We start from the raw sequence: 23,724 nt of genomic DNA, 5'->3' as shown, positions 1-23,724 counted from the left end.
CCAGAGCTAGAAAAAACTACTCTGGTTATCAAATTAATTTTTTAGTGTTTTATGTATCTTAGATTTAAATTTTCTAAATGCGACATTAAGATCTTTTCGCCATTTAGCTATATTAGGTTTGTAACGAATACCTCTATGATAACCTATATGCCTAACACTCCCTTCAGGGAAAATTGCAGCTTTAAATCCTAATTCATAGTATTTATTGCCTGTACCACCTTCGCTCAAATATTGAGCAATTGGAGCAATCAACTGATAATCAGCTAAACGCCTTAAACCTGGATTTAAAGTAAAACCATGCCAATAGACACCATGAAGTAAGTCATTTGTATGCATTATTTGATACTTTAACGACTCATCGGTAGAACAAGAATATAACTCAGTTAATACTGAATGCCCATTAGTATCACTTGTTTCACGCAGCCAGACGGTTACAATTTTTTTATCTGAAAGCAACACTTTAAGCGAATTTTCAACAAACCCTGTACGATAAAACTCCCAATCATCTTCACAATGGAAAATATATTCAGAAGTGACTAATGAATAGGCTTTGTCGATACTTTTCATTTGCCCTAATTGAGGATCATTATTAACCATAACAAAATCAACTCCTTTGAATTTTGCTAAGGTATTTTCAAGTTTATCGCGATTATGGCTATCTTCTATAACAATATATTGTGATATAGGATAAGTATTATACTTTAAAAAACTTTCAATTGTTTTCTCAAGTAAGTCAAAACGATTACAACTTGTGATAACCAGTGAAACTGTGTTGTCACTCATAACATCTCCGTACAAAAACTAACCATAGATTAGAATTTTCTCAAACGCTTAACAATACATTCATCTAAATCAATACCATTTAAATCCTGATAAAGTTGATGCAAGCGTGCAATTCTTAATGGTGGATTTCTTTTAAATAATACGTAAATGATAGCATTGAAAGTTTTTCGTGTCCGCAACCAATACTCAATAACGTTATGATACTTACGTAGACCCTTTATAGAATCTTTGCTAATAAAATTATCTAAGTCAACAACATCTGTATTTGAAACATGCTCCTTAACAACTTCATCACGCTTCTCCTGTGATAAATTTAAAAAGCCATAACCATTTTTTAAATACTTTAGATGGAAATACATAATCCCCATATATTTTTTCTCAATTTTTCTACCAACGAATCTAAATGCCTCAACATTTTTTTCTTGTGAGAAATAAATTTCAGAAGAAACAGGGAAGTACATATGATCGCCTGTACCAACAAGAGGCTCTCTTTTATAAACCCCTAATTTCTCATTCGTGTCGAATGCTAGATTGACACCGGAAAATGTATATATCTTCTTAACACCTAATAACATATCGCGTCTAATCGCTGTTATTGCCGGAATTAAATTTCGATCAATAGCAATATGATCATCATCTAATTTTGTGGCTATTTTATAGCTGGTTTTTGAAAGAGTATAATTGTAAAAATTTGCTAAACTATGGACATTATCAGTTGCGCAACTATTGTGTGCATCAGAAAAAATGGGGTGCACTTTAGGTAAATATTCAAAAACCTTTATTTTTTCAGGGTACTTATCTTTTAATTCATGTAATATTTCAGCTGTATTATCTGTGCAATCATTATAGCAGGCTATAATTTCATCATAATAAGGAATATGAGTCTCAATACTGGATCTCAAAAATTCGGCACCATTCTTTATACGCAAAATCGCACTGATGCCTGGTTTTCTCGGCTCATCAAATGTCGTAATGTCTACTTTAAACTCATCATAATTCGATGCTATTTCATTAACTTGTACCATACAACAACCTCAAATATTTCAATGCAATAAGTAAACTACCACTCTTTAAGCGGCTATTTGAGCCATAGTCTTAACTGTTTGATTGCCATATCCAATCCATTTAACTGTTCGCTTAATGCCAATTTAGTGCACAGATGCAGCATCTGCTCTTCAGACAACAGTGTTGCAAGGGCATTTTTCATTGGTTCCAATGCCGTCTCACAACTCAATACCAACTCTTTAGCCACACATGCTGCAATCCTTGGCGGTTGATCCTTGGATACTGGAACCGCTAATGTCGGTTTGTGCAGCGCTATCGCTTGTAATAAAGTATCACCACCGCTCAGTACGGCGGCCTTAGATGCGGCTAATAAATTGATAAATTGCTGATTATTCAATTGCGGGATCACAACAACCCCCTCTAGTTCAGGCAGAGGATTGGGGTAATTCGGGCCAAAAACCATAACACTCACGATTCCTGAGGCTTTATAGCTTTCATAAGCAGCGTGAGCAAAAATATCGGCGGCTAATTCACCATTCACTTTGTGACCACCAGAGCCAGCATTAAATAATACAAACTCATTTTTTGTCAGTTGAAATTGAACCAGTAATCCGGCTTGGCAAGCTTCATCAGGCTGAGTGAATACAGGACCAATATTCCACGGAATGGGTTTATTGATCAGCTTAAGCTTTAAGCGCTCTAATCCACTTATCGGACCAATAACAAACTCAGGTTGCACCACCCAGTGACAGTCTGTAACCAATGCGCGGCCGATTTTCATACCGCGGCTACGTTTGCGCTTATGCTGACTAATGAATATTACTTTTGCGCCCAGTTTATGTGCATGAGCTAATTGCGATTTACGACCTGATGCATCAAAGATCACTATATCTGGCAAATATTCAGTGATGATTTGATTCACGGCTTTGACTTGTTTCGTCGGCGTATCATCAAGTAACACTGCGTTATAAGGACACTGGGCAGCATAAGGTGCATGTTTACTCAAAATAAACTTAATATCAGCATGCGGCCAATTACGCTTAACCTCATCGGCAATAATCATCGAACGCATATACTCACCGATCCCCTCGGCCGATGAGACGGGTATAAACAATAACTTAGGGGCCTTTTGCGCTGCCATAATTAACCTATATCCAAATACCGTTATGCTGAGGTTTGGGTGTCACTCACAACCAACTCAAATTTGTCTATCACTGCTTCAACACTTATTAGCGCCATTAGGTGTTCTCCCTTGGCGCGAGTGCCCCATTTCACCTCACCGCTTTGTTGTGAGGCGATGGCCTCCTGATAGGCGCTCACCACATATTGCTGCGATAGGTACGGTCCGGTGCGGCCAGGATTAGAATGGGCATATAAACCGATAACAGGCGTCCCTTGTGTGACCGCCATATGCGCAGGGCCCGTATCGGGCGCTAACACTAAACTGGCGCGTTTCAGCAGGGCAAGTAATTGAGTCAAACTGGTTTTGCCGACTAAATTATCGAGTTTAGCCGAGCATGCCTGCAGAATTTGTTCAGCTAAGGCTTTTTCGAGCGCGGTAGGGCCGCCACATAGTATTACCCGATAGCCTTTGTTGTTCGCATGCTGCGCTACCGCGGCATAACGCTCGGGCAACCAATTACGCTCGGCTTTGCTGGCCGCAGCGCAAATAATCAATACCTTTTCACCCTCGGCAATATGGCTTTGGGCAAACTCAGTGTCCGCCTTGGGCACCGGAATATTCCAGTGAGGCGTAAGATCGCTTACGCCAATCGCCTTGGCAAAACCCATAAATCCGTCTAATACATGGGGCTGAGCTAAAGGTTCAACCCTATGATTTGTGACCAGCCATTGACCTTCTTTGGCGCGGGCGCGATCAAAACCAACCCGCACTTTGGCCGAAATAGCGAGGGAAGCTAAGGTCGCACGTAGCGCGACTTGCATGTGTAGCAAGACATCAAAGCGACGGCCTTTCAATGCCTTATGCAGATGAAAATAGCTACGCCAGCCTTGGGATTTATCGAAAATCACAAACTCAATACCGGGCAAGTGCTTTAGTAACTGATATTCAAGTTTGCCTATCACCCAAGTGATTTTGAGCTGGGGATATTGGCGCTGAATGGCCTGCACCATCGCCACGGCATGACAGACGTCACCGATAGCCGATAGCCTCAACAGGCAGAGAGAATTCATGGTGTTAATATCTAAACTCAAGCGAATAGCCCTTAAGGTTATTTGGCGCAAGCTTGGGATCTTAATGTAGAATGGCCGCAGGTGCCACGCTTAAGTCAACAAATCTCCCATGAACGCACAAATCAAAATCATAAATACTGCCAATGGCTATATGGCACTTTGCCAAGATACGCCAGAGGACATCACGCCGGCTTGGTTCTCGGTCGATTTTTGGCGCGAAAAAGCCGCAGTTGTGGGTTCATCCAAGGGCCGCTATACCACTTGGTTTGTAGCATTTGAGCACAGTCATTGGGTACTGCGGCATTACTGGCGCGGCGGCATGATGGAGAAATTCAGTAAAGATGCTTACTTCTTTACGGGCCTTGAAAAAACTCGAGCCATGGGCGAATTAAGGTTGCTCGATGTGCTTTACCGCGAACAATTTGCCGTGCCTAAACCTATCGCCGCCAATATTGTGCGCGATGGCTTATTTTACCGTGCCGATATTATTATTGAACGAGTCGATGGTGCCGAAGATTTAGTCGCCAAGTTAACCAAAGGATCTATGGCTCCAGAGCAATGGCTAGCACTCGGCGCCACTATTGCCCAATTTCATCGCCGCGGCGTTTACCATGCCGACTTGAACGCGAAGAATATTTTGTGGCAGCCGCAGCAAGAAAATGGTTCACAAGAGCGCTTCTACCTGATCGACTTTGACAGGGGTGAACTTAAAACGTCCAATGCCCAATGGCAGAAGGCGAACCTTGATAGGCTGCTACGCTCCTTCAATAAAGAACAAGGTAAACAGCCAACACTTGCCTTTACGCCTGCCAACTGGGCGGCATTGCTCGAGGGTTATCACGCAGTAGTCCCTAAAGCCTAACAATACCAGACAGCGTTAGGCTGTTTTGCACTTGAGTAGTGATTGCGCAAGAGCAAACTGACGCTGCAAAGCTCCGCGATTGGCCTCTACCACGGCAAGGCCAGCTTCAGCGGCTTGTTGACGTAACGCAGGCTGCTCAAAATACTGAATTAAATTATCCCCCAGCACTTGGCCTGAACTCACAATCCGCAGGGCACCCGCGTCCGCCAACATTTGAGTAATTTGGGCAAAGTCCCAATGATTTGGCCCTACCATCACTGGTACGCCCATGGCCACGGGTTCTAAGGGGTTATGACCACCATTTTCAATCAAAGTACCGCCGACGAAGGCTTGATCGGCAGCGCCATAAAAGGTTAACAACTCACCCATGGTATCGCCCACTAGCACCTGAGTTGTGGCAGTAATCGCTTGAGCGTCACTGCGGCGCACAAATTCAAAACCTTGGTTGGCGACAATATCCGCCACCGCCGCAAACTGCTCAGGATGACGTGGCGCAATCACCAATAACGCCTCAGGCCATTTAGCGAGCAGCTGCTTATGGGCGCTCAACATGGCATCAAACTCACCGGGGTGAACACTGCCCGCCACCCACACGGGCGCCGTCTCACGCCCCCAAGTTTGCCGTAGCGCTTGCGCTAGGGTTAAGCGTTCAGGGGTAATACTTAAATCAAACTTCAAACTGCCGCAAACAGTCACTCTGTCAGCTGGCACTCCAAGGTCGATAAATCGCTGCGCCTCGGCTTGGGTCTGCACCGCAATCACATCTAAGCGTTGCAACATGGGGCGGCTTAATTGCGAACGCTTGGCATACTGCGCCGCCGATTTAGCCGACAGCCTAGCATTGGCGAGCATCAAGCGCACGCCGCGCTTAGCCGCCAGTGCCAACAGATTCGGCCATAACTCAGTTTCCATTATGATGCACCATTTAGGGGATAACTGGCGCAGAAAACGGCTCACACACCAAGGCAAATCGAAGGGCAAATAACAGTGCTGCACTTGATCACCAAAGGCTTTACGCACCTCGGCAGAACCCGTGGGACTGGTGGTGGTAACCGTAATGCTTAGCTCAGGGTGCGTTTGCATAATCAAACGGATCAAGGGAATAGCCGCGAGCGTTTCCCCCATCGACACCGAATGGATCAGTAAATCCGTCGGTTTAAGTTGGGCTAATCCGAAGCGTTCGCCCCAACGGCCACGATAATCGGGGCTTTTAATGGCTCGAAAAGCCAAATAGGCGAGAAGTAGTGGAGATAGAAGATAAAGCAGCGCACTGTAAAAAAATCGATTCATAAAAATCGTGCTTATGAGTTTTTGCCTGATGAATAGTGGCAATGTTAGCATAATATGCCCAAACGACTTCAAGATACGAGTTTAAGCCTCTCGAAGTTGTTTGCGTATACCAATCGTATTGAATTTTTGTTCGTTGAGCTCAATCCATGCGATTTTAAATTAGGGATAATTTACCAGCAGTGTAGCGGTCGTTGGTTAGCCTTCTTTAATCAATTTTATATCCAAATAACCTAAAGGTACGAGTTGCAGCATCTTCAGGTTTTTTTGGGGATATAGCGTTCACTAGCCACTTGGAAAACATATGAAAACCCGCGACAAAATTATTTACGCCAGCCTTGAGCTATTCAATGAACATGGCGAACGAAATATCACCACCAATCATATTGCCGCTCACATGAATATGAGTCCCGGGAATCTTTATTATCACTTCCGTAATAAGGAAGATATTATTCGCTCGATTTTCAGTCTCTACGAGGCGCACCTCGAATCGGGTTTTCAGCCCTATGAGGGCGAGCAAGTCAATGTAGAGCAACTGATTGGCTATTTTGATGCGATGTTTTACACCCTGTGGCAATTCCGTTTTATGTACGCCAATTTGGCCGATATTCTGGCCCGCGATGAAGAATTAAAGAGTCGTTATCTACATGCTCAGCAGCAAGTGCTAACACGCTCGAGTCATGTGCTTGGTAAACTCAAGCAGGATGGTTTTTTAAATATCGATAACGATAAAATCACTTCACTTGCCGATACCATCAAGATGATTGTGAGCTTTTGGATTGGTTATCAACTTACCCAATCAAGCACTTCCACCATCACTAAAGGCATTTTGTACGAAGGTGTATTGCGGGTATTGATGATTTTTAAAGCTTATGCCACGCCGACATCTCAAGCGACCTTTAGTCGCCTAGAGCAGCATTATCATGAGCTCGCAACTCAAGAGTCTCTTTAAACAATTCCGCCATTTCGCATTTAGCACTAAACTCAACAGGTTAAACGTGCTAAATGCGGCCTTATTGCTTGCCATCGTTAATCCCTATCATTTCTCACGATCAAATAAAACCACAGTGCTGCAAATAATGTTAAACATTAGTTTTTATAATGTAACAACGCCTTTAGCCCTAAACTAATTTCTCTGGCTAAGCTGCATGAAAAAAAGGCTGTAGGCCGATAGGGTTTAGCGTTAGAATGCCGCAACTCCCAGAATCAGAATAAAGTTAACTAAGGAGATATCAGGTGGCCTCAACCTCATTCTACGCACAAATTAATCAACAGCTTGCTGATGTTAAAGCCGAAGGTTTATATAAAAGCGAGCGCATTATTGCTTCACCGCAACAGACTGCCATTCAAGTTAATCACCAAGAAGTTGTTAACTTTTGCGCTAACAACTATCTAGGCCTAGCCAATCATCCAGAACTCATCAAAGCCGCCCAACAAGGTTTAGATAGCCACGGCTTTGGTATGGCGTCAGTACGCTTTATTTGCGGCACCCAAGACATTCACAAACAGCTCGAAGCCAGCCTGAGTGAATTCCTCGGCATGGAAGACACCATTTTGTATTCTTCATGCTTTGACGCCAACGCGGGTCTGTTTGAAACCCTGTTAGATGCCGAAGATGCGATTATCTCCGACGCCTTAAACCATGCTTCTATCATCGATGGTGTGCGTTTATGTAAGGCCAAACGTTTCCGTTACGCTAACAACGATATGGCGGATTTAGAAACGCAATTGATCGCCGCAAAAGCAGCTGGCGCGCGCAATATTTTGATCGCCACTGACGGCGTATTCTCAATGGACGGCGTGATCGCCAACCTGCAAGGCGTGTGTGATTTAGCCGATAAATACGGCGCACTCGTGATGGTTGATGACTCTCATGCTGTCGGTTTTGTTGGTCAAAATGGTCGCGGCTCCCACGAACACTGTGGCGTGATGGGCCGTGTCGATATTATCACTGGCACCTTAGGCAAAGCCTTAGGCGGTGCATCTGGCGGTTTCACTTCAGGTAAAAAAGAAGTCATCGACTGGTTACGTCAACGCTCTCGCCCTTACCTATTCTCTAACTCATTAGCGCCTTCGATTGTGACAGCGTCTATCCATGTATTAGAAATGCTCAAATCAGGCCAAGCGCTACGCGAATCGGTATGGGAAAACAGCCGATATTTCCGCGAAAAAATGTCCGCGGCAGGCTTTACCTTAGGTGGCGCCGACCACGCAATTATCCCAGTGATGATTGGCGATGCCAAACTGGCAAGCGACTTCGCTAACCGCTTATTAGCAGAACATATCTACGTGATTGGCTTCTCCTTCCCTGTGGTGCCGAAGGGACAAGCCCGTATCCGTACGCAAATGTCGGCGGCTCACACCCGTGAACAACTCGACAAAGCGATTGAAGCCTTTACCCGTATTGCTAAAGAAATGGCGATTATTTAGGACCCTACAAAATGAAAGCACTAAGCAAGTTAAAAGCCGAAAAAGGCATTTGGTTAGTTGATGCGCCTAAGCCTGAGATGGGCCATAACGATCTACTGATCAAGATTAAAAAGACCGCCATTTGTGGCACCGACATGCACATCTACAACTGGGACGAATGGTCACAAAAAACCATTCCAGTGCCTATGGTGGTAGGTCACGAATATGTGGGTGAAGTGGTTGATATCGGACAAGAAGTTCGCGGATTTAACATTGGTGACCGCGTTTCTGGCGAAGGCCATATCACCTGCGGCCACTGCCGTAACTGCCGGGCTGGTCGCACGCATTTATGTCGTAACACCTCAGGTGTGGGTGTAAACCGCGAAGGTTCATTTGCCGAATATTTGGTTATCCCAGCGTTTAACGCCTTCAAAATTCCCGATGATATCAGCGACGATTTAGCCTCTATCTTCGATCCATTCGGTAATGCAGTGCACACAGCGCTGTCGTTCGACTTAGTGGGCGAAGACGTGTTAATCACTGGCGCGGGTCCTATCGGTATTATGGCGGCTGCAGTATGTCGCCACGTTGGTGCGCGCCATGTGGTTATTACCGACGTTAACGAATACCGCTTAGAGTTGGCCCGTAAAATGGGGGCCACCCGCGCCGTAAACGTTGCTCAAGAAAACCTCAAAGATGTGATGAAAGAGCTCGGCATGACCGAAGGGTTTGACGTCGGCTTAGAAATGTCTGGCGTACCTTCTGCCTTCCGCGCCATGTTAGATACCATGAACCACGGTGGCAAAATCGCGATGCTCGGTATTCCGGGTGGCGAAATGGCGATTGATTGGAGCAAAGTGATCTTCAAAGGTTTGGTCATTAAAGGCATTTACGGCCGTGAAATGTTCGAAACCTGGTACAAGATGGCAAGCCTGATCCAATCTGGCTTAGATATTTCGCCCATCATCACCCACCACTACAAAATTGATGATTTCCAAAAAGGCTTCGACGCTATGGGCTCGGGCCAGTCGGGCAAAGTTATCCTCAGCTGGGATTAATTCCCTTAGCTATGCCAATCACGGGGCTGTACACATGCAGCCTCATGTTGCACACTAATCCTATCGCTTATCCATTTTTCGTTATTTCAGGGTTTATTATGTCTTCTTTTAAACACTTAAGCGTCAATCAGTTAGTACAAATGACCGAGTCAAAGCCAGTACAAATCGTCGATATTCGCGATGGAAACAGCTTTAACAATGGCCATATTGACGGCGCATTTAATTTGAATAACGAGAATCTGGCACACTTTATTGGCCAAGCAGATATGGATCGCCCCTTAGTGGTGGTTTGTTACCATGGCATCAGTAGCCAAAATGCCGCGCAGTATCTCTGCGAGCAAGGCTTTGATGATGTGTATAGTCTCGATGGTGGCTTCAGTGCTTGGCATGAGGCCAATGCATGATAGAAATTGGCAGACTCCCCAACAGCAGAGCCGCGCAGGCCTTTGTCGATTACCTTAAAGGTGAACAGATAGACTGCCAAATTCAGCCATTGCCACAGGGAGTCGCCATTCTGGTTATCCGCGAGCAAGATGCCGAGCAAGCCCGTAAAGAATTTGCCCATTTTATCGCTCATCCTTACGATAACAAATACTTACAAGCCTCATGGGAGCATGGTGATACCAATACAAAGCTTGATTATGGCGCGCCATCATTACAACTTTTTACCCAATTTATCACTGGCGCAGGCCCAATCACTCTTATCATCTTTGGCCTCTGTGTACTGATTTATGCTGCGATGAATTTAGGCTTCGCCAGCCCCGTTTACCAAGCGCTCTCCTATTTTGGCGCGGTGCCTGACACTGGTTTTAATCAATTCTGGCGCGTGTTTACCCCAAGCTTGTTACACTTTTCGGCCATGCATATCATTTTCAACCTACTTTGGTGGTGGTATCTGGGTGGGAAAATCGAGACACGAATAGGCACAGCCCCACTCCTTATCCTCTTGCTGGTGGCAGGCACTTTGCCTAATATCGTCCAATACTATGTTAGCGGCCCCAACTTTGGTGGTCTGTCGGGCGTAGTGTATGCCGTCGCCGGTTACACTTGGGTCATGGGACTACGTAAACCAGAGGCGGGTATAGGTTTACCGCCATCCTATATGGGGTTTATGCTGATTTGGCTGGTGTTAGGCTTTACGGATTTCTTAGGTGTGTCAGTTGCGAATGGCGCCCATATTGGCGGATTACTGATTGGTCTCGCCCAAGGCTGGTTCGATAGTCGCAGTAAAACCACTCGCTAATCTCACCGCGATAGCTTCCATGCTCGATTAAAAATTTAAGGCCTACCCTGCCGCGTTTAGGTGCTGTTACTTGGCAAGCTCTAACATTTTGGCGACCAGCTTTTCAATCCCAGAGTGGGCCTCTGCAATATTACCCGCCAGCATATAAGCTGGTGTACTAACAATCTTATTCGCCTCATCTACCACGATATCGTGCACAGTCGCCGCCTGATGATGGCCGCCCATCAGATTAAAGGCTGCTACTGTATCAACATCATTACCGATAGTGCCCTTAGCGCCGTGTCCGTATAAGCGCGGGATCATCATAGGCGCGATACAAATAAAGCCGACGGGCTTTTTCGCCAGAATAAATTCATTAATAAAATCAGTCACGAGTGGATTCACTTCACACTCACTGCCATTGGTAGCGAAGTTACACAGATTTTTCGCCGCCCCAAACCCGCCAGGGATAACCAGTGCATCGAAATCGGTTATATCGAGTTCGGTGGTTGCTTTTACTTCACCACGGGCGATGCGTGCCGATTCAACCAACACATTTCGTGTCGCAGTCTTGTCTACTTCGCCCGTGAAGTGATTAACAACATGCATTTGATTGATATCAGGAGCAAAACACTGATACTGAGCCCCGGCTTTCGACAGAGATAATAAGGTTAAAACCGATTCATGGATCTCTGTTCCATCGAAGACACCGCACCCACTGAGCAATACTGCGATTTTTTTCATTATAAATATCCTTCTTATGTCATTTAGTTTTAACAAACTGTAAACAAAATGGTTGATCTGCTTAAAAATCGTGCTAACTTAGTTCGTCGAATCTAAGGGTCGGTGAAATTTAAGCCAGCTTTTAGGTATTTTACGGAGTCAAGAAGAAATCCACAAATCAGGAAGATTTTTCAAGAAACAGTATTGAACTCACACAAATATTATAAAAACATAAAAATCAACAACTTAAAAATATCGCACCAAGCCGTAATTATCGCCATTATTCACAGTTGACATTTTCACTCACAGAGTTATCCACAGGCTGAGAGTCAATTTGCCGTGGCTGAAACACTGCATCTGTGGCATGCTTAGCGTCATCTAAGTCATCGATAAACGAAAATTACTTATGCCGACCATAGCCAATAACCCACTTGTCCTTGTGGATGGATCTTCTTATTTATATCGCGCCTATTATGCGCCTCCTCACCTGACAAACTCAAAGGGCGAAGCTACTGGTGCTGTTTATGGCGTAGTGAATATGCTCCGCAGTTTATTAAGCCGTTATCAACCTAGCCATATTGCAGTGGTGTTTGACGCTAAAGGCAAAACCTTTCGCAATGACTTATATGAAGAATACAAAGCGCATCGTCCACCAATGCCGGATGATCTGCGCTCACAAATAGAACCCCTGCACCGTATTATCCGTGCCTTGGGCTTGCCCTTAATCTCCATTCCAGGTGTAGAGGCGGATGATGTTATAGGCACGATCGCTCGCCAAGCGAGCCGCGAAAACCGCGCCGTACTGATCAGCACTGGCGATAAAGATATGGCACAGCTGGTTGATGAAAATATCACGCTGATCAACACCATGACAGATACCATTATGGGTCCTGAAGAGGTTGCGGCTAAATATGGTGTTGGCCCAGACAGAATTATCGATTTCTTGGCTCTGATGGGCGATAAGGCAGATAACATTCCCGGTTTACCCGGTGTAGGTGAAAAAACCGCATTAGCCATGCTCACAGGGGCAGGCAGTGTCGCCAATTTGCTTGCAGAACCCGAAAAAGTCACCGAATTAGGCTTTAGGGGCGCAAAAACCATGGCGGCGAAGATCATCGACAATGCCGACATGCTAAAGCTGTCCTATGAGCTGGCCACCATTAAAACCGATGTAGAGCTTGAGCAAGATTGGCATGAACTCACCGCCAAACCCGCAGATCGAGACGAACTGATCAAATGCTACGGCGAGATGGAGTTTAAACGCTGGCTTGCCGAAGTCTTAGATAATAAAGTGCCAGCAACCCTAGTGACGGCTGCTGCCACAGTTGAAACTCAAGAAGATTCTACGCCAACCGTCACCATTGAAACTCAATACGACACGATTTTGACCGAAGCTCAGCTTGATGAATGGATTTCCAAGCTAAAACAAGCATCACTGATCGCCGTGGATACCGAGACCACGAGCCTCGACTATATGGTCGCCGAACTGGTTGGTATGTCCTTTGCCGTAGAAGCGGGTAAAGCTGCTTACCTGCCTTTAGCCCACGATTATGTTGGCGCACCTCAACAATTAGATAAGCAGTTCGCGCTCGAAAAATTACGCCCCATTTTAGAAGATGCCAAGGTTAAAAAAGTCGGTCAAAACCTTAAATATGACATCAGCGTATTGGCCAACGCGGGCATTACACTCCAAGGTGTTGCGTTCGACACCATGCTCGAATCCTATGTGTTTAATTCTGTTGCTTCACGCCATGATATGGACGGTTTAGCACTCAAATACCTAGGCCATAAAAATATCGCCTTTGAAGATATCGCCGGTAAAGGGGCGAAACAGCTGACCTTTAACCAAATTCCATTAGAGACAGCTGCGCCCTATGCCGCAGAAGATGCCGATATTACCCTACGCCTCCATCAACACCTGTGGCCAAGACTCGAAAAAGAAGCTGAATTAGCCTCGGTCTTTACCGATATTGAACTGCCACTGATCCAAATCTTGTCCGATATTGAACGCCAAGGTGTGTTTATCGATAGTGTGTTGCTCGGTCAACAGAGTGACGAGCTCGCGCGTAAAATTGATGAGTTAGAGACAAAAGCTTATGATATTGCTGGTGAAAAATTTAACTTAAGCTCCCCAAAACAGCTTCAAGTACTATTTTTTGAAAAGCTGGGTTATCCGGTTATCAAAAAGACACCTAAGGGTGCACCATCCACAGCCGAAGAAGTGCTGGTTGAATTGGCATTAGATTTTCCTCTGCCTAAGGTGATCCTTGAGCATCGTAGTCTGACCAAATTAAAGAGCACGTATACCGATAAGTTACCTTTAATGGTGAACGCTAAAACCGGCCGAGTACACACAAGCTATCATCAGGCCAATGCCGCGACGGGACGTTTATCCTCGAGCGAGCCAAACCTGCAAAATATTCCGATCCGCACCGAAGAAGGCCGTCGTATTCGCCAAGCCTTTATTGCTCCGCAGGGACGTAAGATTTTAGCCGCCGACTATTCGCAGATTGAATTGCGGATCATGGCGCATTTATCCCAAGATGCAGGCCTACTTAACGCTTTTGCCGAAGGTAAAGACATTCACAGAGCTACCGCCGCTGAAGTATTTGGCACCGACTTTGATAGTGTCACCTCAGAACAGCGTCGCCGTGCTAAGGCTGTTAACTTTGGCCTTATCTATGGCATGTCGGCTTTTGGATTGGCGCGCCAGCTCGATATTCCTCGCAACGAGGCGCAAACCTATATCGACACTTACTTCGCCCGTTATCCTGGAGTGTTAAGGTATATGGAAGAAACGCGAGCGAGTGCGGCTGATCTCGGTTACGTATCAACATTATTCGGTCGTCGCCTCTATTTACCCGAAATTCGCGATCGCAATGCAATGCGTCGTCAAGCTGCCGAAAGGGCGGCTATTAACGCGCCAATGCAAGGTACTGCTGCGGACATCATTAAAAAAGCGATGATCAGTATTGCCGATTGGATTAAAACCGATACTCAAGGTGAAATCGCCATGATCATGCAAGTCCACGACGAATTGGTGTTCGAGGTCGATGCCGATAAAGCCGAGACGCTCAAACAAAAAGTGTGCGAACTTATGGCTAAAGCGGCCAATCTGGATGTGGAACTCCTAGCTGAAGCGGGGATTGGCGATAACTGGGATGAGGCCCACTAAAATTTAAATGGCTAGTCGCTAACATTTTTTAACTCACGCTAAGGCCCATCTTTGACCGATGGGCCTTGTTGTTTTTGATGTGGAAAGAGATAACGCCAGCAACAGCAACAGCAAAGAGACGGTAAGACAATAACCTAAAAAATGCCCAATTAATCATCCTCATCGAGCCATGATCTCGCCCACTAGATAGATTGCACCTTGAATAAGCATAAAGTTACCCGTCAGCTCCTCATCATCTAATTTTGCCTGCAGTTTTGGCTTAGCTTTACAGCAGTGTGTGCAAATCGATATCAGCAAATCATACTAAACAATCGTTCTCTGAAGGACGCAACTAGGAACAATCACCTTAATAGAGTAAAAACATTAAATCATAAAAATTGATCAATTCTGTACTAAAAATACATTCAAATGAGTTAAATCAGCAGCTTAAAATCATTTTTTGAAATTTGATGATCAAACGTAGTTGCTTTTTTCACCTATAAGTTGAGATCTTCCGCACACAATTATCACTTTTTCAAAAAAACTGTTTTCCAATTAAAGATAAATAGCGTATTATTCTCTGCGTAGGGTACAGAGGTTAAGATGTTCTATCTTTCAGACCTTTATTTCACTTATAGTGACGAGCCAAATTCTGGCGCCCCAGCAACTTGTTTGCTGGGGCTTTTTTTTGCTCTTTTTTCAGCCTCTGACCCGTCCTAAATGACGTTAATCCTTTGCAAACTCTTGTTGGAGAGTGTAATGACTCCAACAATTAAACTAAGGTTGATAAATTTTAGAGTATTTACTTTAATAAGAGGTAAATTCGATGTATGCTGTCTTCATTGAGAACCATTGAAGGTAATTTGATGGTGCTTGAGTCTTGTTGAATTTAGCTTCTCCCCAAAAGAGCTAAAATTTTGGCCGGTGACTATTGTTATCGGCTATTTTTTTGCCTGAAATTTAAGGATTGGAAGGCGTTAGTTTTAGAGGGAGTTATAAGGGGGGCGAACGGAAAACATGGCCGAATGTGTTTAGAGCATTCGACCATGTAAAAGAGAGGCTTACTCTGCGTTATCTTGATTATCTAACTCATTGGCCAGCCATTGTGGATGACACCATTCATTTAAAATGCTCAATACTTTGGGTTTCCCCGTGCCTTTAAGGGCAGAAAAAGACTCGACTTGTACCCAATCGCCAAACTCAGCGAGGGCTTTGCGAACTTCGTTAACGGTTTTCATCTTCGCGCTTTGAGCCAGTTTATCCGACTTGGTCAGCAGTGCTAACACGGGAATTTCACTCGCAACCGCCCATTCGATCATCTGCATATCCAGATCTTTCAACGGATGACGAATATCCATCAATACTACAACGCCACTTAAGCAAGCACGCTTTTGCAAATACTCTGCTAGGGATTGTTGCCACTTCATCTTCATGGCTAATGGTACTTGGGCAAAACCATAGCCTGGTAAATCGACTAATCGGCGCTGTGCATCGAGTTCAAACACGTTAATAAGCTGAGTGCGTCCAGGTGTTTTACTGGTACGTGCCAAGTTTTTTTGCTCAGTTAATGCATTGAGAGCACTCGATTTTCCAGCGTTGGAGCGGCCAGCAAAAGCAATCTCAACACCAACGTCGCCGGGCAGATATTGATCCAAATGTGCGATGTCTGGTGCACTGATTAAAAACTTCGCCCTGCGAAAATCTATATGAGATTCAGTCACTATTTACTCCAATATATTTACTGCGCAATACCATAATTTATGAAGAATTGCTTACTTTTCCACGTTTTCGTGTAAAATATTACCCCGATCACATTAACCATATTTTACCACGCTTGCGGGTCACCCTAGTAAGCTCAGGATAATAATCTTAACCAGAAGTTGGAACGCCATGAAAAAGTTAGCTCTTGCGCTGTCTGTTGTAGTTGCCGCCATATCTTCACCTGCGATTGCTGAAGGTAATGCTGAAGCGGGAAAAACTAAAATTATCGTTTGTTCTGCCTGCCACGGTATGGACGGTAACAGTATGATCGATATGTACCCTAAGCTTGCGGGCCAACATGCCACATACCTCCAAAAGCAAATACATGATTTCCGCAGTGCTGCCCAATCTGGCGGTAAAGATGGTCGTATGGATCCTATCATGAGTGGTATGGCAATGCCTCTTAGTGATCAGGATATTCTCGACATTTCAGCATATTTTTCGACTCAAAAAATCCAAGTTGCTGAAGTCAAAGACGTTCCTGAGTTAGGCGCAAAACTTTATAAAGGCGGCGATGTTTCTCGTGGGATTACAGCTTGTATGGCATGTCATGGCCCAGATGGTAAAGGTGCTGAGTCAGCTGGTTTCCCTGCATTAGCCGGCCAACACGCAAACTATATCAAGCTCCAACTGACTAAATTCCGTGATGCAGGCCGTCATAACGACCTAAACGGCATGATGCAAGACGTCGCTAAAAAGTTAAATGACAGCGATATTGATGCATTATCTAAATATCTCGCTAGCCTGAAATAAGGCTCAGCTTAAAACGTAAAAAGTGGCGTTAACATATTGCTGATGGTTTAGTTTATTTACACCGTCTTGCCGTCGCCCCATCGTCAGCCGCAACATAAGTTGCGGCTGATTTTTTATATCTGAGTTTTATGAAGGGTGGCGCTTTGCGGCGCATATTTCTGCGGTGTGGGTTCATGAGTTGCAGAGTCGCTCTGCTAACGCGACGATTTCTTTCTGAGTATGTTGCTATGTACCTGTTTAGTCCTCAAATCCCCATGCCAGTTCGCTCCTAAGCAAGTGAGTAGTTTTTCGTTCTCATTACTAAGATGGATAGCTTGGCTTAGTTAAATTTGGCATATTGATTAGGGCGTGTTGACGTTTCTGCCGCGTTATCGTCCGTTTAAGTAGAATAACTACACTGCACGGACTTTGCTTTGCATAAAAGCCAGCCAAACTGCTGCAAAAATAACCCTGATACGTCACACGCCCTAATGACAATAACCAACAGGAGTCAGGTGATGTCTATACAAGAACAAGAGATTCAGTCCGATACACTCATTCTATTAGAGAAGTTCCTCGCGAAGGGTAAATGGTACTTTATCTTGGTGATTGGCGTACTGTATTGGGGGAGTATGACTTCACTTTTAGTGGCAGGGTTCCAATACTTCACCTCAGAGATACCATTTTGGCAGGCGTTAAAAGTCGCGCTGTATATTTATCCCGCATGTGGCGTGCTATTTGGCTGGACAATGTGGATGCAGTTAAATCACAGAAGAGATAAACTGCGCGGAAAATCTCGTCCATAATCAATGCATAGTGTTGGCTTAGGAGCAAAATAGTGTCATCGGTGAGCAGTCTTATCACTAAGCAACTTGTTGTGGCGATGATTTGCCATGGTATCGCTATTGGCATTTTAGCCTATGGTGCCTATGAGTTTTATCTTGAGCAGCTTATCGTCCCTGAGCTCATCCGCAGCCTTGCCGTGGCGGTATTTTTTATTGGCATGGGGCTCGAACCCAATATGTTTTTTACTCCGCTAAACCAGGTCATGACTCAAGCCGACGATAAATCACCTAAGGCAAAATTGCAGACCTTAGTATTTAACCTTGGCGTTTTCTTGCTGATTTGTAGCTTTTTAATGGAATGGTTATACGACTAGCCCATTAAGTAAATCCATTAAAAAGAGCGTCGAAATTCCCTGATAATTCCTCTCAAATTAGCTGACATCAACAGTAAAATCCATCACTTACAAGTTGTTGGATTTACGCTAAGGTAAAAGTAAAAATTGGCCGCAACCTATGGTAGTTCTGCTTTAAATGAACCTAAGGTTTGGCTAAAGCGGGGCGAGGGTAGATTTAGGATAAAAAAATGGACTCACGAGGAGTCCAGTATTCACGAGCAAAAAGGTTGCTCCTAACGTTGTGCAAATTAACTATAGCTCAGATTTTCTGTATCCAAGCTGAATAATTTCAATCATGTTGTAACGAAAAATGTAGTCGATGCTCTGACCACCATGGTGAGCACTCATATTAGATTGCATTAGCTAACGCTTTAGATGAAATTCTTGTCTATTTATGATTAGCTGTAGCCATTAAAAGCAACAAGAAGAACTAAGGATGGAAGATGGAAAAACTATTATTAGGATTAGCGCTGATTTTTATCGTGACCTATCTTTGGTACGTCAGCCTAGTCAAAAAACGCAATACCGCCCTTGAGGCTCTGTCGGGTATCGATGTTCAGCTGGCCAAACGCGCCGATCTAGTGCCCAATATCCTTAAAATCGCTAAGCGATTTATGGGTCATGAAAAATCATTACTGACAGAAATCACTGAGCTTCGCACGCAGTTAACCCGCCAATACAATAAAGCTGACCCCAATGCGGTTAAAGCGCATATCGCTCAGGCCGAGCAGCTAAACGACAAAATGACCGCGTTGATGGTGAGTGTTGAAAACTATCCCGAGCTAAAGTCCGACAATACCATGCTTGAGGCGATGCAAACCTATAACGAGGTCGAGGCCCATATCTCTGCTGCCCGCCGTTTTTATAATTCCGCGGTATCTGAGTTAAATACCGCCGTTGAGATATTCCCAGGATCAATTATCGCTTCGATGGCGAGCATAAAAGTCATGCCATTTTATGAGGTAAGCGAAGCGGCAAAAGCCCCCATAGATGCAAGCGATTACCTATAACTTTATCAGTGCAGGGTGAGTTATCACCTTGCAATACTATGATATCAATATGAATATTTTTACATTTATTTTAGGTAGTCCGATTCGGACATATCGTGGACACGTGGGCTTGTCTGCGGATTTGGATGAACTGCCTCAACTCGAAAAATATTATGAAGAACACATAGCACCCATTAGCCGTAAATATGAAACTAAGCGTGTGGCCTGTCTTAAGGCGGCGCGTAAACGCTTATATTTAAGCTTTATGATAGTGCTTGGGTTGACTTTATTGACAGTTATCGGTTTTTACAGCGGTAAAGCCTATTTCCCTCCTTTGCCATTTCTTGCGTTAATTGGGTTGAGTTGGTGGAGTTTTGCGCCAACTCGGGAGTTTACCCATTTGGCTCAGCGGGATGTTTATCCGCTGATGTTTAAATATTTCGGTGAGGATTTTGTGTATAACCGGGAGATGCGCCTCGATATGAATCGGCTCTCGGCAGCTAAAGTATTGCCAAATTATGATAAAGCCAGTTTTGGTGATTATATTCAAGGCCACTACAAAGGCATCGAGTTGACAGTCAATGAACTCACCCTGACCAAGAATGTGCAAGTCGAAGAACTGGATGTCAGCACCAATCGACGCAAAACCGTGACCCGCACGGAAAATCAGTTTAGAGGATTAGTGGTTGAGCTGAGCAGCCATAAAGCCTTTGTTGGACACACTGTGGTGCTTAGGGATCGCGGTGGTTTAGCCAATTTTTTGTCTGATAGCCATGCTGGGCTGGTTCGGGTCAAACTTGAAGATCCGCAATTTGAAAAAGAGTTTGATGTGTTTTCAACGGATCAAGTGGAATCTCGTTATTTGCTTAACACCGCATTTATGGAACGCTTACTGGAACTTGCCAAGCATTTTGACGGAGCAATTCAATGTGCATTCTTTCGTAATAAGTTGATTATGTTTCTACCAAATCGCAGAACAAATTTCCAAATACAATCGATTTTCCACGGTGCAACCTTTTCTGCAGAATTTAGTCAGTTAAACCGTGAGATGAAGCAACTCTTTGCTATTATTGAAGTACTTAAACTAAACGAATACACGGGACTTTGATGATCGCAGCGCACCAACCGCCAATTAACCTTAAGTCGATTGCCCTATTGGGGTTGGGCTTATTGTTGGCTTGGGGAAGTCTTGCAACCGTGTTTGCTGAAGAGACAAAGCCTAAACCCCGTATAGTGGCACGCTATTCCGACACTGGCATCATGAGCAGTGAAGGCCAAGAAAAATTCAAGGTTTATCAATATCAACAGGCTAACGGTGTCACTGTTTTTACCGATAAGGCACCAACGAGCACTGATTATCAGATCTTACTGTACGAGTGCTTTGCTTGCCGCCCAGACTCCGATATCGACTGGAATGGCATTCGGTTATTTACCCGTAATTATGATAGTTTAATCAGCCAGGCCGCCGATAAACATCAATTAGATCCTGCACTAATCCGTGCAGTTATCCATGCAGAATCAGCATTTAACGCCAGAGCCGTGTCCCGCGCGGGTGCAATGGGGCTGATGCAACTGATGCCTGAAACCGCAAAAGATATGGGAGTGACTAATGCTTTTTTGCCGGAAGAGAATATTTTAGGTGGCAGTAAGTATTTGGCGCAAATGCTAAAACAGTTCAATGGGGATATTGCGTTGGCCTGCGCGGCCTATAATGCTGGGCCGACAACTGTGACCCAATATAATGGCATTCCGCCCTATCCAGAAACCCAGGCCTATGTGGAACGGGTGCAAATTCTGCTCAAGCGTTACCGTGATACCAAGGTTTAGGGTTCGCCACAACTTAAGGTGTTGGTCTTTAAAAACAAAGCAGCGAGCCAAATAAGGTATTCGCTGCTTTAGGCGATAGCGCAATGTTAAATCGCAATCAGGCAGAAGTTATTCGCCTACTTCCCATTTTACGCTAACATGACCATCAGCTTGGCCTAAGGTTTTACCTAAGTAATCAACCATTTCGTTAGCGATTTCATCAAGTTGCCACGGTGGATTGATCACCCATAGACCTGCGGCTGTCATGCCAAACTCATTAGAATCAGGCTTGATGGCCTGCTCGATGCGCAACTGGCGCTTAATGCCACTATTGGCTAAGCGAGACAGCATTTCTTCAGTTTGCGCGCGGTTGACCACCGGATACCAAAGCATAAATACGCCAGTGGCAAAGCGTTTATGCGCCTTGATTAGCGTGTCGGCCACTGTTTGATAGTCGGTTTTAATCTCATAACTTGGGTCAACAAGCACCAGTGCACGGCGCTCTAACGGCGGTACTGCGGCAATCAGCCCTTTTAAGCCATCGCCCTTAATCACTTTCACTTGCTTATCTTGCTCGAAATATTCGTCCAGCAGCAGATGATCGGTGCCGTGTAATTCGTGCAGCACCATGCGATCCTTTGGCCCTAGATCCATATCGATAAAGGCCGGTGATCCTGGGTAGAAGTTCAGCTCTTCTGGATTGTCTTCGTTAAAGTGGCGCACTGCATCGACATAATCCTGCAGGGATTTGGGTAGATCGGTTTTGTTCCACAATTTAGCCACACCGTCGAGATACTCACCCGTCTTTTGGGCAAACTCATCCGTTAACGCATAACCGCCCGCACCGGCATGGGTATCGATATACACCAAAGGTTTGTCTTTTTTATGCATTAACTGCAGGGTTTGCAGCAACATTGCGTGTTTCAACACATCGGCATAATTGCCGGCGTGATAACCGTGGCGGTAACTTAACATGGGATCTTCCAAGGTGAGCTGTGCGGGTGAGGTACCCACATTTGATGGGGCAATTATAGGGGCAATCCCCCTTTGGGTAAATTAGCTGCACTATCAGCTACTAATAATTAGCCCTGCAAGGCAGTATTCAGGTCCGGTGGCTTTTGGCATAATGACCACAATTTATGTCCGTTAAACAGTGATCCCATTGCCTATCCAAGTCTTTTTTAATCAGCAATACCCAACTCTTGTGGACATTTGTGCCCGCTGGCAACTAGTCTACGATGCGAATGCAACCTTCGAATTGCGTTTTGAATCAGATACCTTATCACTGCATAAACGTGATGAGCCTAAGCTTGATGGTATTGTGGTGGACTTTGTCACTGGCGCGGTTGCCCATAGACGAAAGTTTGGTGGCGGTCGTGGTCAGTCAATTGCCAAGGCTGTGGGGTTAAAGCAGGGCGTCACGCCAAAAGTGGTTGATGGTACTGCGGGTTTGGGGCGTGATGCCTTTGTGCTGGCAAGCCTTGGTTGCACAGTGACTATGGTGGAACGCCATCCTGTGGTGGCGGCCTTGTTAGAGGACGGGCTACGCCGTGCCTATCAAGATGCCGAAATCGGCGATTGGATGCGTGAACGTATGCAGCTTTTCCATGGTTCTAGCCTCGAAGCACTCGCTAAACTGGAGCAAGAGGTCGATGTCGTGTATCTCGACCCAATGTATCCTCACCGTGACAAATCAGCGTTGGTTAAAAAGGAAATGCGGGTATTCCAAACTTTAGTTGGTGCGGACCTCGATGCTGATGGTTTGCTCGCTCCCGCCATGGCGTTAGCCAGTAAGCGTGTGGTGGTTAAGCGCCCCGATTATGCCGAAGACTTAGCAGGCGTTAAGCCCAGCATGGTTATCGAGACCAAGAAAAACCGCTTCGATGTCTATGTGAAATCGGCAATGAAGTAGGCGATAAGCTGAGTATTAAATCGATATAGCTGTCGCTGAACCCATAGATTGACAAATTTAAAGCATATTTTGACATAAAATGGGGTTCTGTAATTTACAAATAAAACACAACACCAATTAAATTAATGATTTACACTGGTGCTGAAGTATTGTCTGACAAATCCATAAAAATAGAAGCAGTAATGCTTCTATTCAACCTCTTACTTCCAAAGTCTCTAACTAAGAAATGCCCCAAAGCGAGATCAGTTTGTCGTCAGTTGTGTAGGATGAATTGTCATTTTTTCCCCTGTGACACGCCATAAACTCATCCCTAAGGGCTCGACGGCGGCATCCATGCCGCCAACGGTCACAGATGCAACAATGACAATCTTAAGTATCTCTCTAACTGTTCGTGCAGCTAAAAAGCTTTTGCCCCAAACCGCGTTAGAGCCATAGCTCTAAGAAGCTTTTGGATCATCGTATTCCTATAGTTTTTCTTATGCCACCTTTCTTGCTAGTTCATTCACTCATGCATTAGCTGTTCATTTCACGTAGTCATTCCTGTATTAATGCCATAGTAAGGCTTCTCTTTATCGTCGTAAGGTTTCCGCCCCATGCTCCCAAGAGGCGGATAAGTTAATTTATTGCATTGCTCTAGCTGCATATTGC

Annotated in this window: 22 protein-coding genes; 14 read left to right on the top strand and 8 right to left on the bottom strand. The window is 44.8% G+C overall.

Annotated elements, in window-relative coordinates:
* Positions 1–33: 33 nt before the first annotated feature.
* From H9J30_RS16380 to H9J30_RS16365, 4 genes are read right to left on the bottom strand one after another with little or no spacing between them, the layout of a single operon-like run.
* Complete coding sequence (locus H9J30_RS16380) at positions 34–783, bottom strand: glycosyltransferase family A protein (protein WP_240131978.1); 750 nt, start codon at positions 781–783, stop codon at positions 34–36.
* A gap of 29 nt (positions 784–812) precedes the next feature.
* Positions 813–1,808, bottom strand: coding sequence for a hypothetical protein (locus H9J30_RS16375; RefSeq protein ID WP_240131977.1), 996 nt, complete (start codon positions 1,806–1,808; stop codon positions 813–815).
* Between the two features lie 53 nt (positions 1,809–1,861).
* The gene (locus H9J30_RS16370) at positions 1,862–2,929 is read right to left on the bottom strand and encodes a hypothetical protein (protein WP_240131976.1); all 1,068 of its coding nucleotides are present in this window, start codon (positions 2,927–2,929) and stop codon (positions 1,862–1,864) included.
* A 23-nt stretch (positions 2,930–2,952) separates the two neighbouring features.
* Positions 2,953–4,002 (bottom strand): glycosyltransferase family 9 protein, encoded by a 1,050-nt coding sequence (locus H9J30_RS16365; RefSeq protein WP_240131975.1) that lies wholly within the window; start codon positions 4,000–4,002, stop codon positions 2,953–2,955.
* An 88-nt stretch (positions 4,003–4,090) separates the two neighbouring features.
* On the opposite strand from H9J30_RS16365, the gene H9J30_RS16360 reads away from it, so the two are divergent.
* Positions 4,091–4,843 (top strand): 3-deoxy-D-manno-octulosonic acid kinase, encoded by a 753-nt coding sequence (locus tag H9J30_RS16360; RefSeq protein ID WP_240131974.1) that lies wholly within the window; start codon positions 4,091–4,093, stop codon positions 4,841–4,843.
* 15 nt (positions 4,844–4,858) lie between these two features.
* Here H9J30_RS16360 and waaA read toward each other — a convergent pair whose 3' ends face one another.
* Positions 4,859–6,133 carry a lipid IV(A) 3-deoxy-D-manno-octulosonic acid transferase gene (gene waaA / locus H9J30_RS16355; RefSeq protein WP_240131973.1) on the bottom strand — a complete coding sequence of 425 codons (1,275 nt, stop codon included), beginning with the start codon at positions 6,131–6,133 and terminating at the stop codon, positions 4,859–4,861.
* A gap of 301 nt (positions 6,134–6,434) precedes the next feature.
* On the opposite strand from waaA, the gene H9J30_RS16350 reads away from it, so the two are divergent.
* The 5 genes from H9J30_RS16350 to glpG all read left to right on the top strand — a co-directional run bounded on the left by H9J30_RS16350 (position 6,435) and on the right by glpG (position 10,840).
* Entirely contained in the window at positions 6,435–7,082 is a 648-nt protein-coding gene (locus H9J30_RS16350) for a TetR/AcrR family transcriptional regulator (protein WP_240131972.1), read from the top strand.
* A 284-nt stretch (positions 7,083–7,366) separates the two neighbouring features.
* Positions 7,367–8,560: a glycine C-acetyltransferase gene (locus H9J30_RS16345; protein WP_011074265.1), complete on the top strand. Its 1,194-nt coding sequence runs from the start codon at positions 7,367–7,369 to the stop codon at positions 8,558–8,560.
* A gap of 11 nt (positions 8,561–8,571) precedes the next feature.
* Positions 8,572–9,597 carry an L-threonine 3-dehydrogenase gene (gene tdh / locus H9J30_RS16340; RefSeq protein ID WP_011074264.1) on the top strand — a complete coding sequence of 342 codons (1,026 nt, stop codon included), beginning with the start codon at positions 8,572–8,574 and terminating at the stop codon, positions 9,595–9,597.
* A gap of 98 nt (positions 9,598–9,695) precedes the next feature.
* Positions 9,696–10,001 (top strand): thiosulfate sulfurtransferase GlpE, encoded by a 306-nt coding sequence (gene glpE / locus H9J30_RS16335; RefSeq protein ID WP_240131971.1) that lies wholly within the window; start codon positions 9,696–9,698, stop codon positions 9,999–10,001.
* A complete protein-coding gene (gene glpG, locus H9J30_RS16330; RefSeq protein WP_240131970.1) occupies positions 9,998–10,840 on the top strand; it encodes a rhomboid family intramembrane serine protease GlpG in 843 nt (280 codons plus the stop codon). The genes glpE and glpG overlap by 4 nt, the downstream gene beginning before the upstream one ends.
* A 66-nt stretch (positions 10,841–10,906) precedes the next feature.
* On the opposite strand, the gene elbB is transcribed toward glpG, so the two are convergent.
* Positions 10,907–11,563: an isoprenoid biosynthesis glyoxalase ElbB gene (gene elbB / locus H9J30_RS16325; protein WP_240131969.1), complete on the bottom strand. Its 657-nt coding sequence runs from the start codon at positions 11,561–11,563 to the stop codon at positions 10,907–10,909.
* A gap of 385 nt (positions 11,564–11,948) precedes the next feature.
* Between elbB and polA the strand changes: the two genes are divergently transcribed.
* Positions 11,949–14,717, top strand: a complete 2,769-nt coding sequence (polA, locus tag H9J30_RS16320; protein WP_240131968.1) for a DNA polymerase I — start codon at positions 11,949–11,951, stop codon at positions 14,715–14,717.
* A 1,040-nt stretch (positions 14,718–15,757) separates the two neighbouring features.
* Here the strand turns inward: polA and yihA are convergent.
* On the bottom strand, positions 15,758–16,417 hold the full coding sequence (gene yihA, locus H9J30_RS16315) for a ribosome biogenesis GTP-binding protein YihA/YsxC (protein ID WP_240131967.1): 660 nt from the start codon (positions 16,415–16,417) through the stop codon (positions 15,758–15,760).
* Positions 16,418–16,586: 169 nt separating this feature from the next.
* On the opposite strand from yihA, the gene H9J30_RS16310 reads away from it, so the two are divergent.
* The 6 genes from H9J30_RS16310 (at position 16,587) to H9J30_RS16285 (ending at position 21,185) form a co-directional block, all read left to right on the top strand.
* Positions 16,587–17,210 (top strand): c-type cytochrome, encoded by a 624-nt coding sequence (locus H9J30_RS16310; RefSeq protein ID WP_011074258.1) that lies wholly within the window; start codon positions 16,587–16,589, stop codon positions 17,208–17,210.
* 497 nt (positions 17,211–17,707) lie between these two features.
* A complete protein-coding gene (locus tag H9J30_RS16305) occupies positions 17,708–17,995 on the top strand; it encodes a hypothetical protein (protein WP_240131966.1) in 288 nt (95 codons plus the stop codon).
* Positions 17,996–18,027: 32 nt separating this feature from the next.
* Positions 18,028–18,348 carry a hypothetical protein gene (locus tag H9J30_RS16300; RefSeq protein WP_240131965.1) on the top strand — a complete coding sequence of 107 codons (321 nt, stop codon included), beginning with the start codon at positions 18,028–18,030 and terminating at the stop codon, positions 18,346–18,348.
* A gap of 464 nt (positions 18,349–18,812) precedes the next feature.
* A complete protein-coding gene (locus H9J30_RS16295) occupies positions 18,813–19,379 on the top strand; it encodes a LemA family protein (RefSeq protein WP_240131964.1) in 567 nt (188 codons plus the stop codon).
* 49 nt (positions 19,380–19,428) lie between these two features.
* Positions 19,429–20,466 (top strand): DUF3137 domain-containing protein, encoded by a 1,038-nt coding sequence (locus H9J30_RS16290; protein ID WP_240131963.1) that lies wholly within the window; start codon positions 19,429–19,431, stop codon positions 20,464–20,466.
* Positions 20,466–21,185, top strand: a complete 720-nt coding sequence (locus H9J30_RS16285) for a lytic transglycosylase domain-containing protein (RefSeq protein WP_240131962.1) — start codon at positions 20,466–20,468, stop codon at positions 21,183–21,185. Before H9J30_RS16290 ends, H9J30_RS16285 begins: the two co-directional genes overlap by 1 nt.
* A 108-nt stretch (positions 21,186–21,293) precedes the next feature.
* Here H9J30_RS16285 and H9J30_RS16280 read toward each other — a convergent pair whose 3' ends face one another.
* Positions 21,294–22,139: a 23S rRNA (adenine(2030)-N(6))-methyltransferase RlmJ gene (locus H9J30_RS16280; RefSeq protein WP_011074253.1), complete on the bottom strand. Its 846-nt coding sequence runs from the start codon at positions 22,137–22,139 to the stop codon at positions 21,294–21,296.
* Positions 22,140–22,326: 187 nt separating this feature from the next.
* On the opposite strand from H9J30_RS16280, the gene H9J30_RS16275 reads away from it, so the two are divergent.
* The gene (locus H9J30_RS16275; protein WP_240132029.1) at positions 22,327–23,076 is read left to right on the top strand and encodes a class I SAM-dependent methyltransferase; all 750 of its coding nucleotides are present in this window, start codon (positions 22,327–22,329) and stop codon (positions 23,074–23,076) included.
* Positions 23,077–23,724: the final 648 nt, after the last annotated feature.

Source organism: Shewanella cutis (assembly GCF_022410515.1).
GTDB lineage: Bacteria > Pseudomonadota > Gammaproteobacteria > Enterobacterales > Shewanellaceae > Shewanella > Shewanella cutis.
This window is presented reverse-complemented; position numbering and strand designations above follow the sequence as displayed.

Excerpts from the sequence above, each read along its gene's own strand:
- H9J30_RS16285 (WP_240131962.1), top strand. The coding sequence starts at position 20,466 with ATGATCGCAGCGCACCAACCGCCAATTAACCTTAAGTCGATTGCCCTA.
- glpG (WP_240131970.1), top strand. The coding sequence starts at position 9,998 with ATGATAGAAATTGGCAGACTCCCCAACAGCAGAGCCGCGCAGGCCTTT.
- H9J30_RS16310 (WP_011074258.1), top strand. The coding sequence starts at position 16,587 with ATGAAAAAGTTAGCTCTTGCGCTGTCTGTTGTAGTTGCCGCCATATCT.
- H9J30_RS16290 (WP_240131963.1), top strand. The coding sequence starts at position 19,429 with ATGAATATTTTTACATTTATTTTAGGTAGTCCGATTCGGACATATCGT.
- H9J30_RS16280 (WP_011074253.1), bottom strand. The coding sequence starts at position 22,139 with ATGTTAAGTTACCGCCACGGTTATCACGCCGGCAATTATGCCGATGTG.
- tdh (WP_011074264.1), top strand. The coding sequence starts at position 8,572 with ATGAAAGCACTAAGCAAGTTAAAAGCCGAAAAAGGCATTTGGTTAGTT.
- glpE (WP_240131971.1), top strand. The coding sequence starts at position 9,696 with ATGTCTTCTTTTAAACACTTAAGCGTCAATCAGTTAGTACAAATGACC.
- H9J30_RS16375 (WP_240131977.1), bottom strand. The coding sequence starts at position 1,808 with ATGGTACAAGTTAATGAAATAGCATCGAATTATGATGAGTTTAAAGTA.
- H9J30_RS16295 (WP_240131964.1), top strand. The coding sequence starts at position 18,813 with ATGGAAAAACTATTATTAGGATTAGCGCTGATTTTTATCGTGACCTAT.
- H9J30_RS16305 (WP_240131966.1), top strand. The coding sequence starts at position 17,708 with ATGTCTATACAAGAACAAGAGATTCAGTCCGATACACTCATTCTATTA.
- polA (WP_240131968.1), top strand. The coding sequence starts at position 11,949 with ATGCCGACCATAGCCAATAACCCACTTGTCCTTGTGGATGGATCTTCT.
- H9J30_RS16350 (WP_240131972.1), top strand. The coding sequence starts at position 6,435 with ATGAAAACCCGCGACAAAATTATTTACGCCAGCCTTGAGCTATTCAAT.
- H9J30_RS16360 (WP_240131974.1), top strand. The coding sequence starts at position 4,091 with ATGAACGCACAAATCAAAATCATAAATACTGCCAATGGCTATATGGCA.
- H9J30_RS16380 (WP_240131978.1), bottom strand. The coding sequence starts at position 783 with ATGAGTGACAACACAGTTTCACTGGTTATCACAAGTTGTAATCGTTTT.
- H9J30_RS16370 (WP_240131976.1), bottom strand. The coding sequence starts at position 2,929 with ATGGCAGCGCAAAAGGCCCCTAAGTTATTGTTTATACCCGTCTCATCG.
- elbB (WP_240131969.1), bottom strand. The coding sequence starts at position 11,563 with ATGAAAAAAATCGCAGTATTGCTCAGTGGGTGCGGTGTCTTCGATGGA.
- waaA (WP_240131973.1), bottom strand. The coding sequence starts at position 6,133 with ATGAATCGATTTTTTTACAGTGCGCTGCTTTATCTTCTATCTCCACTA.